This is a genomic window from Clostridium sp. MCC328, assembly GCF_018785465.1.
GTDB classification, from domain to species: domain Bacteria; phylum Bacillota; class Clostridia; order Lachnospirales; family Lachnospiraceae; genus Pilosibacter; species Pilosibacter fragilis.
Genome location: NZ_WQPW01000037.1, coordinates 126,894 through 143,400 on the forward strand (window position 1 = coordinate 126,894; position 16,507 = coordinate 143,400).

Sequence of the window (16,507 nt, forward strand, 5' to 3'; positions counted from 1 at the left end):
ATTCGGTGCTGCTCTGGGGCATTTTCTATTTGTACGATAAAATTATACTTCCTGCACCGTGATCCCCGGTACAGCCATCAGGGAGTAGTTCGTGTGATACACAACGAAACCGGGAGCAGCGCCGGGAACTTTTTTCAGATTCTTTCTCTGGATATAATCGACCTCCACCTTCTCGTTCCCCCGTCCCTTGGAGTAATAGGCAGCCAGCGCTCCGGCTTCCTCAAAGACGCGGTCCGGCAGCTCCTTTCCCTCGGTCTTTACGATCACGTGGGAACCCGGGATCCCCTTTGCGTGAAACCACCAGTCGCCGCCGTTGGCAAACTTGAAGTCGAGTTCTTCATTCTGGTAGTTGTTTTTTCCGACATAGATATGGAATCCGTCGCTGGAAAGGTAGTGGAACGGGCGGCTTGTGATCTTTACCTTTTTTCCTCCGGTATAATGGCGTTTGATATAGCCGTATTCCGTAAGCTCTTCCTTGATCTGTACCAGATCCTCCTCCAGCCTTGCGATATCCATGGAGGTACTGATGGATTCCAGATGGTCGATCTCCGCCTTTGTCTGCGCGAGCTGTTCCGTGACGGCCTCGTAGGTCCGTTTCTGTTTATTGTACTTATCGAAATACCGCTTCGCGTTCTCCTGTGCCGTCATCGTCGGATCCAGAGGGATCGTAATTTCCGCATTGTCGTAATAATTTAAACATTTGAAACTTTTTTCACCGCCGGAGAGACCATATCCGTAGGTATTCAAAAGTTCTCCGTAGATCCGGTATTTTTCCCGTTTTTCAGTATCCTTGAGCTGCTTTGTCTGAAGATCCAGCTTTCTCACACTGCGCTCCAGTGCATTGGAGATGATCTTTCTAAGATCCGTGGACTTCTGGTGGATCCGTGATACCGTATTCTTTTCCGCGTAGTACCGCTCGAGGAGCTCACTGATGGAATCAAACTTCACAGTCCTGTAATTTCCGCCTTCCATCATCGTCAGCGGGACAGCGGCAAATTCGATGGGTTTTTCTCCATCGTAGATAATATTCGGGGTGAAATTGCCCTCGCGGATATCGTCCATGATCCAGTTGAACGCGTGGAAGAGGTGGGTGAGTTCCGCGTCGGAAAATTCTTTTGCGGAGATATCACCGTCTAAGGATGCCAGATGGCAGATCTCAGCGGCAACCACGGGACTTAAGCCGGTAAGATCCATGTAGAGCGCTTTGGAAAGATTCTGCGGTGTGCTGTGCAGAAGCTCTTTAAATTCCGTTTCCGTGATCGTAAGCGGATTCTTCTTCTCACCGGAGTGGGGAATAAAATAATCTCTTCCCGGGAGGACTTCCCGGACAGAGCTTACCTGAGCCGAGATATGTTTGATGCTGTCTAAGATCACGTTATTCTCATCGCAGAAGATGATATTGCTGTGTTTTCCCATGAGCTCGATCACGATGAACTTTCTTCTGAGGTCGCCCATCTCATCCAGATGCTCCACCTCGATCCGGACGATCCGCTCCAGCCCTGGCTGGGTGACAGAGATGATCCTGCCATTTGCGATATGCTTTCTTAAAAGCATACAGAAGTTCGGGGCCGTCATCGGGCTCGGTTTATTGTTTGCCGTAAAATAGAGAAGCGGGAGACTGGCGTTGGCTGAGACGAGCAGCCGCACGTTCTCCCGGTTTCCTTTTATCGTAAAAAGTAATTCGTCCTTTTCCGGCTGGGCGATCTTTGAGACCCTGCCGGAGACGATCTTATCGTTCAGATCGCGGACCAGATTCGCGATCACAATTCCGTCAAATGCCATTGTTGTGGTGGTTCCTTTCTGACAACAGCTCCGTCTGAAATGTCAAAAACCGTGACTGTGGAATCTGCTGTCTCTATATAGATTTTGTACAAGATATGGAATGCCGGACAAGGAAGGAGATAAGGCCTTAACCGATTTCCGGTGGAACATTATCCGGCAAAGTTTTCCTTAAAAATCTTCTCGATCGCGGATGTCAGTTCCGCCACGGAATGTGTCCGGCTTCTGGAACACTCCCTCGCAGGGCGTCCGCAGAGCAGACAGGTCCGTCCCGGTTTTCCGATATCACTTCGGGAGATCTTTTTCCCATCCCGTCCGATGATGTCGATATCGTAAAGACGTCCAAGCTTTGACACGTCCTCCAACGGTACCAGCAGACGCTTTACATCAAGGGCATCCGCGTCCACGCATAAGAAGGCCTCCGGACCTGTCCGATCCAGGATCAGACTGCGCTTTAAGACCGGGATACCGGAATCGGATAACGCCTGAAGGATCTCCTTCAACGCAAGCTCAAAGGTCTCCGGCACATAGGGCAGGACCTTCACAGGACCCGGAATATTCAGGGTGAAGGAGACGAGAACTCCAGAATATTCCGCGAGAAGTTTCTCCTGTACCCAGACACGCCGCTCTCTGGCATTCAGCATATCCGGCAGTTCGGCATCCGCACCGATAAACTGTTTTAATTCTTCTTTTTCTGTATCACTCAATAAAAAATGTTCCATAAAAACCTCAAATTCTGAAAATACGGAGACTCCGTGCAGGATCCGTTAAGTGTTTTTTGCCGGATTGCGGAGCGCATGCAGGATCTCAAGAAATCCCTTCATATATTTTGTCAGATACATGTCCTTCCGGTAGCAGGCATAAAAGTGCCGCGGGTTCTCTACACCGAGGATCGGATAGGAAAAGTAAGGGGATTCCGCTGAGTTAGAGGTATCCACATAGGCGTCCGGACACGCCATAACAACGGGACTCGACGCTACTACATGTTTTCCAATTTCAATGCTGATCGTCTCAAGATCGATCTTCGGCTTCATATCTCTTGTGATAAAGAGAGCGTCCTGAATCGACCGGACGGAGTGTCCGGGGCGGCTGGAGACAAAGGTCTCATCCTTTGCCTCTAAAATATCGATAGGCGTTCCGGGCCGGATCCGTTTTGCGAGTGCGCAGTCTCTGTTCACGATGAGAACGAGCTCTTCCTCCTGGATCAGATCATAATATAGATCCGCATGCTTCGGAAACGTGGTCAGGAGTGCGATTCCGACCTCCCCCTCCAGAACACTTTTTTCCATCGTCGCAGACCCCTGCTCGTGAAGCTCGATCTCCACATGGGGGAATCGTTTTTTAAAACGCGGATATAATTCCGGTAAAAGCTCCATGCCGCGCTGGACGGAGATACCAAGACGGATCTTTCCGAATTCCTCATTACTGAGTTCTTCCACCTGCTTCTTCAGGTTTGTGGAGATCGTCGTCACCTGTCTCGCGGCTTCCACATAGAGCTGTCCCGCGGGAGTCAGTGTGATGGGCTCCGTGGAACGGTTAAAGATCGGAGCACCGAGATTGCTTTCCGCCGTCTTTATGATCTGGCTCAAAGAGGGCTGGGAGACATAGAGTTTCTTTGCCGCGCTCGTAAAGCTGCCTTCCTTTAAGACGGTCAGAACGTACTGCATGTGTTTTTCATTCATGTGGGGCACTCCTTTCCAGAACCGGAACGATACGGGATCGTTTGCGTCCCTATATTTTAACATATCTTCCTTAAAAATTCAACGCACGGAAAAAGACACGTATCTCCCCATAAGAATTCTCCTATATTCCCCATAGACGGATATGTATTGGATTAAAAAAAATACAAGTGATATAGTAAAGCCATTGAAAGTTATAGAACTAAGGCAGGAAACGAAAATGATTTTGTGCATCCTGCATAAAAAGAAAAACGGAAGGTCCGGCAGCGGGATATACATAGGAATGACAACAGCGGACCATGCGGCCGCCTGAAAAATGGCTGCCGACCGTGAATGATCACAGGAGGGGATTAAATGGAAATCAAGAAGACAGCCATGGCCGGCACACTGGAATCCAGCGATGCCCAGGTCACTGTTGAACCGGGCGATGGAACGATCGAGCTCACCATCGAGAGCAGCGTGATCCATCAGTACGGCAGACAGATCAGAAAAGTCACATTAGAGACGCTGGACCGTCTCGGTGTTGACAACGCGAAGGTCACGATCTTCGATAAGGGAGCTCTCGACTGTACCTTAAAGGCGAGAGTTGAGTGTGCGGTCTACCGTTCCAACGGCATCACCGAAAATCTTCCGTGGGGAGGTGTCATCAAATAATGCATCCGAATAAAAAACGCTTAAGAAGATCCATGATGTTTTTAAACTGCCAGAAACCGGGTCTCATCAAGGATCCGTACATCTATAAACCGGACTCCATCATGTTGGACCTTGAGGACGCAGTTGCCGAGAACCAGAAGGACGCAGCGAGATATTCCTTATATCATGCACTTCAGGAGATCGATTACCGCGGTGTTGAGAGAGTCGTAAGAATCAATGGTCTTGATACCCCGCACTGGAAAGAGGATATCCGTGTCTGTGTTGCCGGAGGTGCTGATACGATCCGTATCGCAAAGACCGAGACAGCACAGGATGTTAAGACTGTTGAGGAACATGTCCTTGCGGCAGAGAAAGAGTTTGGACGCCCGGAGGGAAGCACGCTCTTAATGGCAGCCTTAGAGTCCTGCAAAGGTGTTTTAAATGCCTTGGAGGTATGTCAGTCTTCTGACAGACTTATCGGAATCGCTTTATCTGGCGGAGATTACACAAAGGATCTCCAGACAACGATCACAGGAACCGGAGTGGAACTCATGGGAGCGAGACAGCACATGATCATGGCGGCGAGAGCGGCAGGTGTCCAGTGCTGGGATACAGTGTTCACAAACCTTGACGACATGGAAGGCTTCGAGAATGAGACAAGAATGATCAAGATGATGGGCTTCGACGGAAAGTCTCTCGTAAACCCGAGACAGATCGCCATCGTCCATAAGGTCTTCACACCGTCGGAAAAAGAGATCATCTTCGCGGAGAAGGTTGTCCGCGAGATTGATGACAAGAAGGCAAAGGGAATCGGAGTCTTCACCGTTGACGGAAAGATGATCGACATCGCATTCTACGACGGAGCAAAGAGAACACTCGCCATGGCGAAAGCAGCAGGCGTTTATAAGGGGGATTTATAAGATGATCAATGCAGTTGGAAGAGAAATTCCCGAAGAGGTCTTAAAAGCAACAGGCAAGGAGCCGTTCAAGGGCGTCTATGCCTATGATAATTACGAATATACAAAGGCGGCTCCGACCGTCCGTACATTAAACGATCCGACAAGAAGCAAGCTTGTCGAGAACATCCATGATGCCCTCGTAAAATGCGGCATTAAGGACGGCATGGTCCTTTCCTTCCATCATCATTTCCGCGAGGGTGACTATGTGGTAAACATGGTCATGGAAGAGGTTCATAAGATGGGCATCAAGGACATCACGATCTGTGCAAGCTCCTTAGGAAAAGCTCACGATCCGATCGTTCCGTACATCGAGGATGGCACCATCACAGGAATCCAGTCCTCCGGTGTCCGCGGAAAGATCGGTGAGGCGATCTCCACAGGACGGTTAAAAAACCTTGCGATCATGCGCTCCCACGGCGGACGTGTCCGCGCCATCGAGTCCGGCGAAGTCCATATCGATATCGCCTTCATCGGTGCTCCGACATGTGATGAGTATGGAAACATGCGCGCAAACGGCGGAAAGAGCGACTGCGGCGTATTATCCTACGCGATGGTCGATGCCCAGTATGCAGATAAGGTTGTTGCCGTGACAGACTGTCTCGTTCCGTTCCCGAACATTCCGGCAAGCATCTCCATGGTAGATGTGGATTACGTTTGTATCGTAGATGAGATCGGAAATCCGGCAAAGATCGCGACAGGTGCTGCAAAACCGACGACGGATGTCAGAAAGATCATGATGGCGGATTACTGCACAAAGTTTGTTGTCAACACCCCATATTTTAAGGAAGGTTTCTCCTACCAGACAGGTGTCGGCGGAGCTTCCATCGCCTCCACGATCTCCCTCGGAAAGATCATGGAAGAGAGAGGCATCCATATGGGACTTGGCCTCGGCGGAATCACAACTCCGATGTGTGAGCTGTTGGCGAAAGGCCTCGTAAACAAGCTCGTTGATACCCAGGATTTCGATCAGGGTGCCATCGAGTCCATCAAGACAAATCCGAACCACTTCGAGATCTCTGCGTCCGAGTACGCGAACCCGTTCAACAAGGGCGCTTATGTCAATAAGCTGGATTTCGTGATCCTTGCGTCTCTTGAGGTTGATGTAAACTTTAACTGTAACGTCGTTGTCGGTTCCGATGGCATGATCACAGGTGCCCAGGGCGGACATCCGGATACGGCAGCGGGAGCGAAGTGCACGATCGTCATTGCTCCGCTGCTTCAGGGAAGAATCCCGGCAATCTGTACAAATGTTATAACGGTAACGACCCCTGGTGAGTCCGTTGACGTTGTTATCACAGACTACGGAATTGCCATCAACCCGAGAAGACAGGATCTCATCGAGTGCATGAAGGATGTTGATCTTCCGTTCTGTACGATCGAGGAGCTTCGTGATAAGGCATATGCCATGGTCGGAACACCGGATCCGGTACAGTTTGATGACCGCATTGTCGGTGTCATCGAGGCCCGTGACGGCACCATCATTGATGTAGTCAGAAAGATTAAGGATTATGAGTTTACAACTGATGTAGAGTGACTCAGAGAGCGATCTGTCAGCTTGCTCTGACTGGAAAGCGTGGGGGAACACTTTGCAGCCTGTGGAACATCGGCCGGAAGCTTCAAATTCCGGCCGGACAAATAATAAAGTATAGGGGATCACACATATGTCAGAATTAACAGTAGGTATTTTAGGGTTTGTCTGTATCGTTGCGATCGTTATAACCCTTTTTAAGAGCAAGACCATGCCAAGTATGGCATTTATCATTTTCCCGTCGATCCTTGGTCTCATTCTTGTCCTTGGTGGATATTATACCATCGGAGAGATCGGAGATCTGATCAAAGGCGGATTTAAAAGCACAGGCCCGACCGCAGCACTGTTTGTGTTCTCTGTCCTGTTCTTCGGAATCATGACAGATGCCGGTATGTTTGATGTAATTATCGACAAGCTTATGAAGTTCGTCGGTGACAATGTGATCGGTGTGACAGTCATGACAGCGGTTATTGCCCTGATCGGTCATCTTGACGGCGGCGGAGCATCCACATTCCTGATCGTTGTCCCGTCCATGCTTCCGGTCTACAAAAAGATGCACATGAGACCGACAACACTCCTTCGCGTAGCCGTTCTTGCAATGGGTGTATTAAACCTGATGCCATGGGCCGGTCCGACCATGCGTGCAGCATCCGTACTCGGTATGGAAGCAGGACAGCTCTGGGGCGGTCTGATCCCGATCCAGATCTTTGGAATCATTCTCTGCCTGGCACATGCGGTGTTTGCAGGTATTCAGGAGAAAAAGAGAGGCGCAGGTCTGAACGGAAAGCTTGCAATGGAAGCAGCTTCTGAGGACGCTGCAGAAGAAGTACAGCATCAGAAGGACGAGAATGAGTACGCAAGACCGAAACTTTTCGCTTTCAATATCTGCCTGACCATCGCAGTTATCGCTATGCTTGTATGGGATCAGTTCCCAAGCTATTTCCCGTTCATGCTCGGTGTGGCGGCAGCTCTTCTTGTAAACTATACACCGATCAAGCTTCAGAAGAAGATGATCAACCGTCATGCAGGTCCGGCACTCATGATGTGCTCCACTCTGATGGGTGCTGCAGTCCTTATGGGTATCCTTGTATACGGCTTTAACGCAAGTGGTGCCGCTGCGATCGCAAAGCCGGGCGTAGAGATGATGAAGACCTCTGTTGTATCCAACATGGCCAGCATCATTTCCATGATCCTCCCAGCAGCACTTGGACAGCACTTACCGCTTGTGATCGGTATCCTTTCCGTTCCGCTTGCACTTTGCTTTGATACCGATTCCTATTTCTATGGAATGCTTCCGGTCATGATCGCAATCGGTGCTTCCTTCGGAGTTGAGGCATTCCCGATCGCCGTTGCAATGGTTGTTTGCCGTAACTGCGCAACCTTCATCAGCCCGATGGTACCGGCAACTCTGCTTGGTATCGGACTTGCCGATGTGGACATCAAGGATCACATCAAGTCCACCTTCGGTTATGTATGGATCTTCTCGATCCTTTGCATGCTGTTTGCAGTACTGATCGGAATCCTTCCGTTATAAACGACATTTTTCTTGAATTCAGATAGAATTGAGCGGCCGCTCTTCTTACCCCACAGACGGCTGCAAACTACCCTCTTTTCAAACACCCCGGAGCTTCGATCGGATCTCCGGGGTGTTTTCCTGTTCATAAGGTTCCCGTTCATAAATCTTTTGATTTACAGAATCTGGTTGACTGTATTTTTTATTTGCCGTATAATAAAAGTTATCTATGGGAAAGCGAGGCATGTCTGATGATTAAGAGCATGACCGGATTCGGCCGCCACGAGATGGTGACGGACGAGTGTAAGATTTCAGTAGAGATAAAGGCGGTAAACCACCGGTATCTGGATCTGGGAATTAAGATGCCGAAGAAATTCAATTACTTCGAGGCATCCATGCGTACCCTCTTAAAGGATCATATCCAGAGGGGAAAAGTAGATATATTTGTAACCTACGAGGATTATACCGATGCGAAGGTATTCCTCAAATATAACAGATCCCTTGCACAGGAATATATGGACAGCTTTAAAAAGATGTCCGATGATTTCGGCATCGACAACGACGTAAAAGTGTCTATGCTGGCAAGGTGTCCGGAGGTCCTCACGATGGAGGAGGTTCCGGAGGACGAAGAGCATATGTGGGAGCTCTTAAAGGACGCTTTACTTAAGGCCTGCGAGGGCTTTGTGGAGTCCAGGATCCGTGAGGGAGAGAATTTAAAGAACGACCTGATCGGAAAGCTTGACTATATGCTGGAATTAGTTGATTTTATCGAGGAACGTTCCCCAAAGGTGATCGCGGAGTACCGCCAGAAGTTAGAGGACAAGGTGAAAGAACTTCTCGCTTCCGCCTCTGTGGACGATTCCAGGATCGCGACGGAGGTTACGATTTTTGCCGATAAGATCTGTGTGGATGAGGAGACCGTCCGTTTGAGAAGCCACATCGAGGGAATGAAGAAGGAACTTTTGGCCGGCGGCAGTGTCGGAAGAAAGCTCGATTTTATCGCCCAGGAGATGAACCGGGAGGCAAATACGATCCTCTCGAAATCTACGGATCTTGAGATCTCTGACCGCGCGATCCTCTTAAAGACTGAGGTCGAAAAGGTAAGAGAGCAGATCCAGAATATTGAATGATCAGGGGGCATTTGTAATGCAGACAAAAGGAGTCCTTGTTGTAGTTTCTGGGTTCTCAGGAGCCGGAAAAGGAACCGTGATGAAGGCGCTTTTAGAAAAATATGATAACTACGCGCTTTCCGTATCGGCCACAACAAGAAGCCCGAGACCGGGTGAGGAAAACGGAAGAGAGTATTTCTTCCTCACAGAATCCCAGTTTGAGGATATGATCAGAAACGATGAGCTGATCGAGCACGCGCGCTATGTGGACCATTATTATGGAACACCCAGAAAATATGTGGAAGATAAGATGGCTGCGGGAAAAGACGTGATCCTTGAGATCGAGATTCAGGGAGCGTTGAATATCAAGAAGAAGTTCCCGGACGCCCTTCTCGTATTTATCGTTCCTCCGACCGCAAAAGACTTAAAAAAACGTCTGATCGGACGCGGAACGGAAAGTGCAGAAGTAATCGAGAAACGTCTCCGCCGTGCCGCGGAGGAGTCCGATGGAATGGATTCCTACGACTATATCGTTGTCAACGATGATGTGGACACCTGTGTGGAAGACCTTCACAGCCTGATCCGTTCCAGCCACTTTAAAGAGTCTGCGAACACAGACCTCGTGGCGAGAATGAAGCAGGAGCTGCACGATATGACAAAATAAAGAATGTATCCGAAAAATACCATGTGTAAAACCGGATACTTCAGATATTTAAGAACTTTTTAATTTCATGATCTGAAAGGGGCATATTTTATGTTACATCCGTCTTATACAGACTTAATTGAAGCCGTAAACAGCGACGTTGAGCCGGGCGAGCAGCCGGTAGTTCAGAGCCGTTATTCCATCGTTATCGCAGCATCCAAGCGTGCGAGACAGCTCATCGCAGGTGACGAGCCGTTAGTTGCAGGTGCAGCAGGAAAGAAACCGCTCTCCACCGCTGTTCAGGAGCTTTATGAGCAGAAGGTAAAGATCCTCACAGAGGATGAGGAGCCGGAGATCGAGACAGATTTCGAAGTAAAAGATAGAACTCCGGAAGAGATCAAAAAAGAAGAAGAGTACGCTGAGGAATAAACAGGTTCCCGGTTGTGGTCCGGCTTTCAGTCCGGCCATGGCCGGAAATATGAAAGAAAAGGAGGAAAACGGCTGAATCAGGCTTAAGTTTCCTCTTTTTTTCGCTGGCAGGCCGGAGTTTATGAGCCGGTCTGTTCTGGCGGCAGTTACGCACAGAAAGGAAATACGAACAGAATGAATTTACTTTTCATATCACTGGGCTGTGATAAAAACCTTGTGGATACGGAAAAAATGCTGGGAATTCTCGGAAAAGAGGGATATTCCTTTGTCGATGACGAGAATGAGGCAGATATTGTTGTTGTAAACACCTGCTGCTTTATCGGAGATGCAAAAGAGGAGAGCATCAACACGATCCTTCAGATGGCGGAATTAAAGAAAAACGGTCGTTTAAAGGCACTGATCGTCACAGGCTGTCTCGCGCAGCGCTACAAGCAGGAGATCATCGATGAGATCCCGGAGGTAGACGCGATACTCGGAACGACATCCTATGAGGCTGTAGGAGCAGCGATCAGGGAGGTGATGGACGGTGAGACGCCGGAAATCTTTGAAAGCATCGATGCACCGGTGAGCACGGCTACGGAGCGCCTTATCACAACAGGTGGGCACTATGCGTTCTTAAAGATCGCGGAGGGCTGTGACAAACGCTGTACCTACTGTATTATCCCGTATCTCCGCGGAAAATACCGCAGTGTTCCGATGGAACAGCTTGTAAGAGAGGCGGAAGAACTCGCGGAGAAAGGTGTGAAAGAGCTGATCCTTGTTGCGCAGGAGACCACCCTTTACGGAAAAGACCTTTACGGTGAGAAGAAACTTCCGGAGCTTTTAAGACGTCTGGCAGCCGTGTCCGGTATCCAGTGGATCCGCCTCCAGTACTGCTACCCGGAGGAGATCACCGATGAGCTGATCGAGACGATCAAAACTGAAGAAAAAGTCTGTAACTATCTGGACATCCCGATCCAGCACGCAAGCGATGCCGTGTTAAAACGGATGGGAAGAAGAACCAACAATAAAGAGATCCGCGGGCTGATTGCGAAACTCAGAAAAGAGATTCCGGACATCGCGCTCCGCACCACTCTGATCTCCGGATTTCCGGGTGAGACGGAGGAAGACCACGAGATCCTGATGCAGTTTGTCGATGATATGGAATTTGACCGTCTCGGCGTATTCGCATATTCCCCGGAGGAAGATACCCCGGCATTCAGCTTTGAAAATCAGGTTCCGGAGGAGGTAAAGCAGGAACGCCGCGATGAGATCATGGAACTCCAGCAGGAAATTGCTTTTGAGAAGTCCGAGGCGATGAAGGGACGTACTCTGGAAGTGATGATCGAGGGCAAGGTTGCTGATGAAAATGCCTACGTTGGACGTACCTATATGGACAGTCCGAATGTAGACGGGCTTATCTTTGTAAACACCGGACTTTCCCTGATGTCCGGAGATTTCCTTAAGGTACGCGTCACAGGCGCGTCCGAATACGATCTGATAGGGGAGGCAGAGGATGAATTTACCGAATAAACTGACAATATTACGAGTGATCATGATCCCGTTTTTCGTAGCCGCGCTTCTTTATGACGGCGGCGCAAACCAGAACATGCGTTATGTGGCGGCGGCGCTCTTTATCATTGCGAGCCTGACCGATATGCTGGATGGAAAGATTGCGAGAAAGTATAATCTGGTAACAAATTTTGGAAAATTTATGGATCCGTTGGCGGATAAACTGCTTGTCTGCTCCGCACTGATCTGTATGATCGAGCTTCGTGAGCTTCCGGCCTGGATGGTCATCATCATTATCAGCCGTGAGTTCATTATCAGCGGCTTCCGTCTGGTGGCATCCGACAACGGTGTTGTCATTGCAGCGAGCTACTGGGGAAAATTTAAGACCACATTCCAGATGATCGGAGTGGTTCTTCTGATCTTTAATATTCCGGCGTTGTCAACTTTGACGACGATCATTGTCTGGATCGCTCTTGCATTGACAGTAATTTCACTTGTTGACTACATTGTGAAGAACGTCGGCGTTCTTACGGAAGGAAAAATGTGATGATTCGAACAGAACAGGGTTATGCCCAGATATTTAAAATTTACGGAAAAAGCGAGACGGAAGTAAAGGAAAAGCTTCAGGACCTCTTAAAGTGCGGCGGCGCTGTCGTGATCTACACGAGACGCCGCGGAAAAGATGTCCATGTTCTCGCGGAGACACAGGCAGAGGATGAGGAGTCCGCCAAGGCGGCGTTAAAACCGGTTGCCAAGGAGATCAAAAAGGCACTGGGCGACATGTATTATTCCACGAAAGAGAATGAGACGATGGAAGAGACCGTTGTGCGCCTCCTCACAAAGTACGGACTCACAGTGACAACGGCGGAGTCCTGCACCGGCGGCATGGTGGCTGCAAAGATCATCAACGTGCCAGGTGCGTCTGACGTATTTGATCAAGGTTATATCACATATTCGAACAAATCAAAGAGAAAGATCCTCGATGTCAGCAAGGCAACTTTAAAAAAATACGGGGCAGTCAGTGAGCAGACTGCAAGGGAGATGGCACTCGGCGGTGTTCTCGCGGCTGATGCGGATGCCTGTGTTGCTGTAACGGGGCTTGCTGGTCCGGACGGTGGAACAGAGGAGAAGCCGGTGGGACTCGTATACGTTTCCTGCTGCATGAGGGACGAAGTGATTGTGGAGGAATGCCACTTCAACGGTACAAGACAGGAGATCCGGGAACATGCCGCGGTCACGGCGCTGGACCTTTTGAGAAGAATGATCATCAGATCCAGACAGTAGACCGGGTCCAGGCGGGACCTGGCCATAAATATTAAGGGATGAGCAGGTGAATCATGCGCTGGTATGAAAAACTGTATGTCGGGGAACAAGCGAAAAAGCACAGATACGAAACGATCCAAGCGGTCCGAAATGGAAGACCAATGGGCTTTTATGTCCTGACTCCGGCGGCTGGGGAGCGGAACCTTTTAGATATCTATCCGGCGCTGACATTAAAGCTTCCTTACTATGAAAAGCAGGATCTTCTGATCGTAGGGATCGCTGCGGATTTTGAGGATGCGGCGGCGCTTGCGGGGCGGATCATCTGTGAGGCCTACAAAAAGACCGGCGGGTATGATGTGAACTCCTTTCTTTTCGGAAAGGGGTGCTGCGAGTGATCCATATCTTGCTGATGATCTTAAAGGTCATCGGAGTCATCCTGTTAGTGATCCTTGGACTGATCCTCGCTGCGGTATTGCTGATCCTGTTCGTTCCGGTGCGGTACCGGGCGGATGTCTCCATCGAAGGAAAACCGGACGGGGAGGCGGCGGTGAGCTGGCTTCTACATCTCGTGCGGATCCGGGTGAGTTATCACGAACACGCGGATATATCCGGGCGGGTGTTATGGTTTAAGCTGTTTGATGTGAGATTGTGGCCGCCGGAGGATGAGGAGACGGAAGGATTGGATTTTGAGCCGGAAAGCGCAAAAACTGAGGTGACTGCCCAGAAGCCGGTTTTCACTGAAACAGTGAACCAGGACGATGTGCCGGAACCTGTCGTGGTGGCTAAGCCGGAACCAGAACGGACTGCTGAAGCGAATGTACCAACGGTTCGGACAGATTCCAAAGATGATGAGGAGCTTACTGTACATGCGACGGAGCTTTCCTCGAAATTTGATGAGCCGCAGAAAAATGAAACGGAAGACTTTTTGAGTGATGAAAACACGGATAAGATCCGTTTCAGCGTAAAAATAAAAGAAAAGCTGTCTGGGATTATTAAAAAACTTTGCACATTCTTTGACAAACTTCGGGGGCTGCCTGGAAAGTTCCAGAAGCTGGTTGATGGAATATCAAAAAAGAAAATCTCCTTGGAAAAGACGTGGAACAGCATTTCGATGTTCTGGCATGACGAGCAGAACCAGAAAGCGTTCCGTCTTGTCTGGAAGCGCACAAAAAAGCTTGTCCGCTATATACTGCCTAGAAAACTTCGGGGCCGGATCCATTTCGGATTTGACGATCCATATGATACCGGTCAGGTCCTCGCGGCAGTCAGCCCATTCTACGGCATGTACGCCAGAACACTGACCCTGGAACCGGATTTCACCGGAACGGCCCTCGACGGAGAACTCCATTTTAAAGGCCGGATCGCATTATGGTGTCCGCTTTGGACAGCGGCAAGACTATTTATCAGTAAGGATTTCAGGCGCCTTCTCAAATTTTTCAGGAAAAGAGAGCGCAATACAAAGAACATTTAGGAGGAATCGGTATGGCAGAAAATCAGTTTCCATCTACCGTGGACGCACTGTTTAAGGGGATGGATCATTTCATTACATCAAAAACCGTTGTGGGCGAGCCTGTGAAGGTGGATGAGAACACGACGATCATCCCGCTTGTGGATGTGACCTGCGGCATGGCAGCCGGTTCCTTTGCACAGTCCGCAAAGACAAATGGCGGCGGCGGTATGAGCGCGAAGATGAGCCCCAGCGCCATCCTCGTGATCCAGAACGGCATGACAAAGCTCGTCAATATCAAACATCAGGATGCAGTCACCAAAGTCCTCGACATGGTCCCGGATATCGTAAACCGCTTCACCGGCGGCAATGATATTACTCCGGACGCGGCGGCAAAAGCGGAGAAGATGGCAGCTGAGATGGAGAAAGAGAAATAAATACGATAAAGCAAAGGGCGCAGACCGAAAGGCACTGTTTCAAGCGGTATGGGATGATGACAGTGAACTTCTGACGCGTGAGATGAGTACGCTGCTCAGAATAACTATCAGCTATCACGATTACAAAGTATAAGAAACGCTGTCTGGTAAAGAAAAGGGAATAGTGAAATTTCTGACGATGGTAAAGATACAGAATGGTTACGAATCATTATCTATGAGACCGCATAATCTGTCATAGACATTCCTTTTTGGGAGAATGGATATGAAGCGATTATGCGGTCTCATGCTATTCTGCGTGGGTTTCGGCATGACCTGGGCCTTGATATTGCCGACAACCTTTTTTCTTGTGATTACGGCGGCAGCGCTTATGATCGTGGGATATAATCTGTTTTGCGGGTAAAACAGGACAGATGAGTGATGCCGGATCTGCAATTCTGATTTTTCGGGCAAAGGAGTCGAAAAACGGCACACCGCATTCTTGTTGCTTTCGTGATGAGCAGGTGTGCCAAAATTTTTTATCAAGACGCAGAGCAGACGTTTGATATATAGGAATGTTTTTGATATAATGTAAACACGGAGTAACTGTTCAGTAGGTCTGCGCACTTGCTGCGCTGACCGTAAGAAAACATAGGCTGGAGGGCAAAAATCCCATCAGCGAAGCTGATCTGGAATGGATTTTTGCGTGTAACTATGAAGGTACTGAATAGTTACAACACGGAAGCATAAAGATGGAGAGGAGGACTTTTATGGGACCAATTTTTGAGGGCGATGGATGGTTTTGCGTGATAGCGATCATTGTTTCGGAGCTTTTAGCGGATATTCCCTGGCTGTCGGATCAACTGAGACTCCCGGTAATCGTGATGATCTCACTGATTTTTGCCCTGTTTTACGGGCCGGAACCAAAGCGGATCTCGAAAAAAATTTTCGTGGGAGGAGTAGTGGGGCTTACGGCTGCTTCGCTGCTTGGAGAACTGGTCGGAAATTTTATTGGAAAAGGTATCTGAATCATTCTTTTGGAAAATCAGATTTGAATGAAAAAATATGCGGGCACATAAAAAAGAATGTGCCTTGGCACATTCTCGCGCCTCGCGCGGTCGCTTGCGACAGTCTACACCTTCGCGCGAGTGCGCATCTTTGGCACGTCAGTGCCTTTTCATGTAACAGGAAATTCCGAGGCATTTCCTGTTACATGAAAAAGGCACCCTCACATGAGGATGCCTTCATTTCATTTCCCTATCTTGTAAAAGGAGGATTAAGCTCTCTCAACGAGACCGGATCTTAAGCAGGAAGTGCATACATACATCTTGCGGGAGCCGCCGTTAACCTTAACCTTTACAGATTTTACATTCGCGTTCCAGATTTTATTGGATCTTCTATGGGAATGGCTTACTCCATTACCAAAGTGAGCCGCCTTTTCGCAAATAGCACATTTAGCCATGATTCCACCTCCTTAATCATTCATACGGTTGGATGCAAAAATCCATAACATGGATATCATAGCAGAAGATTAAATATTTTGCAAGCAAAATTTTTAGAAATTTCACATTTTTTTGAAAAATAAGTGGAATCCCATGGACAGAGAAAACTTGATATGGTA

Annotated in this window: 19 protein-coding genes; 15 read left to right on the forward strand and 4 right to left on the reverse strand. The window is 48.9% G+C overall.

From position 1 onward, the window contains the following. Positions 1-42: 42 nt before the first annotated feature. The 3 genes from GPK83_RS07190 to GPK83_RS07200 all read right to left on the reverse strand — a co-directional run bounded on the left by GPK83_RS07190 (position 43) and on the right by GPK83_RS07200 (position 3,461). On the reverse strand, positions 43-1,782 hold the full coding sequence (locus GPK83_RS07190; RefSeq protein ID WP_215704398.1) for an NFACT RNA binding domain-containing protein: 1,740 nt from the start codon (positions 1,780-1,782) through the stop codon (positions 43-45). A 149-nt stretch (positions 1,783-1,931) separates the two neighbouring features. Further along, a complete protein-coding gene (citX, locus tag GPK83_RS07195; protein WP_215704399.1) occupies positions 1,932-2,501 on the reverse strand; it encodes a citrate lyase holo-[acyl-carrier protein] synthase in 570 nt (189 codons plus the stop codon). A 45-nt stretch (positions 2,502-2,546) separates the two neighbouring features. Then, positions 2,547-3,461 (reverse strand): LysR family transcriptional regulator, encoded by a 915-nt coding sequence (locus tag GPK83_RS07200; protein ID WP_215704400.1) that lies wholly within the window; start codon positions 3,459-3,461, stop codon positions 2,547-2,549. Between the two features lie 351 nt (positions 3,462-3,812). Here GPK83_RS07200 and citD point away from each other — a divergent pair, with 351 nt between their 5' ends. The 15 genes from citD to GPK83_RS07275 all read left to right on the forward strand — a co-directional run bounded on the left by citD (position 3,813) and on the right by GPK83_RS07275 (position 15,914). Continuing rightward, a complete protein-coding gene (citD, locus tag GPK83_RS07205; protein WP_015554593.1) occupies positions 3,813-4,112 on the forward strand; it encodes a citrate lyase acyl carrier protein in 300 nt (99 codons plus the stop codon). Beyond that, positions 4,112-5,011 carry an aldolase/citrate lyase family protein gene (locus GPK83_RS07210; protein ID WP_021904969.1) on the forward strand — a complete coding sequence of 300 codons (900 nt, stop codon included), beginning with the start codon at positions 4,112-4,114 and terminating at the stop codon, positions 5,009-5,011. The genes citD and GPK83_RS07210 overlap by 1 nt, the downstream gene beginning before the upstream one ends. Before the next feature lies 1 nt (position 5,012). Then, on the forward strand, positions 5,013-6,584 hold the full coding sequence (gene citF / locus GPK83_RS07215) for a citrate lyase subunit alpha (RefSeq protein WP_215704401.1): 1,572 nt from the start codon (positions 5,013-5,015) through the stop codon (positions 6,582-6,584). Between the two features lie 127 nt (positions 6,585-6,711). Next, the gene (locus tag GPK83_RS07220; protein ID WP_215704402.1) at positions 6,712-8,112 is read left to right on the forward strand and encodes a citrate:proton symporter; all 1,401 of its coding nucleotides are present in this window, start codon (positions 6,712-6,714) and stop codon (positions 8,110-8,112) included. A 230-nt stretch (positions 8,113-8,342) separates the two neighbouring features. Next, on the forward strand, positions 8,343-9,221 hold the full coding sequence (locus GPK83_RS07225) for a YicC/YloC family endoribonuclease (RefSeq protein WP_117553060.1): 879 nt from the start codon (positions 8,343-8,345) through the stop codon (positions 9,219-9,221). A 16-nt stretch (positions 9,222-9,237) separates the two neighbouring features. Then, positions 9,238-9,864 (forward strand): guanylate kinase, encoded by a 627-nt coding sequence (gene gmk, locus GPK83_RS07230; protein WP_117469648.1) that lies wholly within the window; start codon positions 9,238-9,240, stop codon positions 9,862-9,864. Between the two features lie 90 nt (positions 9,865-9,954). Beyond that, a complete protein-coding gene (rpoZ, locus tag GPK83_RS07235) occupies positions 9,955-10,272 on the forward strand; it encodes a DNA-directed RNA polymerase subunit omega (RefSeq protein WP_015554588.1) in 318 nt (105 codons plus the stop codon). Between the two features lie 174 nt (positions 10,273-10,446). Next, positions 10,447-11,784 carry a 30S ribosomal protein S12 methylthiotransferase RimO gene (rimO, locus tag GPK83_RS07240; RefSeq protein WP_021904974.1) on the forward strand — a complete coding sequence of 446 codons (1,338 nt, stop codon included), beginning with the start codon at positions 10,447-10,449 and terminating at the stop codon, positions 11,782-11,784. Beyond that, positions 11,768-12,310: a CDP-diacylglycerol--glycerol-3-phosphate 3-phosphatidyltransferase gene (pgsA, locus tag GPK83_RS07245; RefSeq protein WP_215704403.1), complete on the forward strand. Its 543-nt coding sequence runs from the start codon at positions 11,768-11,770 to the stop codon at positions 12,308-12,310. The genes rimO and pgsA overlap by 17 nt, the downstream gene beginning before the upstream one ends. Beyond that, positions 12,310-13,047: a nicotinamide-nucleotide amidohydrolase family protein gene (locus GPK83_RS07250; protein WP_215704404.1), complete on the forward strand. Its 738-nt coding sequence runs from the start codon at positions 12,310-12,312 to the stop codon at positions 13,045-13,047. The genes pgsA and GPK83_RS07250 overlap by 1 nt, the downstream gene beginning before the upstream one ends. A gap of 53 nt (positions 13,048-13,100) precedes the next feature. Further along, positions 13,101-13,421: a hypothetical protein gene (locus GPK83_RS07255; protein ID WP_215704405.1), complete on the forward strand. Its 321-nt coding sequence runs from the start codon at positions 13,101-13,103 to the stop codon at positions 13,419-13,421. Next, positions 13,418-14,497, forward strand: coding sequence for a hypothetical protein (locus GPK83_RS07260; RefSeq protein ID WP_215704406.1), 1,080 nt, complete (start codon positions 13,418-13,420; stop codon positions 14,495-14,497). Before GPK83_RS07255 ends, GPK83_RS07260 begins: the two co-directional genes overlap by 4 nt. 11 nt (positions 14,498-14,508) lie before the next feature. Next, positions 14,509-14,910, forward strand: a complete 402-nt coding sequence (locus tag GPK83_RS07265; protein WP_015554583.1) for a GerW family sporulation protein — start codon at positions 14,509-14,511, stop codon at positions 14,908-14,910. 262 nt (positions 14,911-15,172) lie between these two features. After that, on the forward strand, positions 15,173-15,310 hold the full coding sequence (locus tag GPK83_RS07270; protein ID WP_021904979.1) for a hypothetical protein: 138 nt from the start codon (positions 15,173-15,175) through the stop codon (positions 15,308-15,310). A gap of 346 nt (positions 15,311-15,656) precedes the next feature. Beyond that, on the forward strand, positions 15,657-15,914 hold the full coding sequence (locus GPK83_RS07275; protein WP_215704407.1) for a hypothetical protein: 258 nt from the start codon (positions 15,657-15,659) through the stop codon (positions 15,912-15,914). 248 nt (positions 15,915-16,162) lie between these two features. Here the strand turns inward: GPK83_RS07275 and rpmB are convergent, their stop codons facing one another. Further along, positions 16,163-16,348, reverse strand: a complete 186-nt coding sequence (gene rpmB, locus GPK83_RS07280; protein ID WP_015554580.1) for a 50S ribosomal protein L28 — start codon at positions 16,346-16,348, stop codon at positions 16,163-16,165. Between the last annotated feature and the right edge of the window lie 159 nt (positions 16,349-16,507).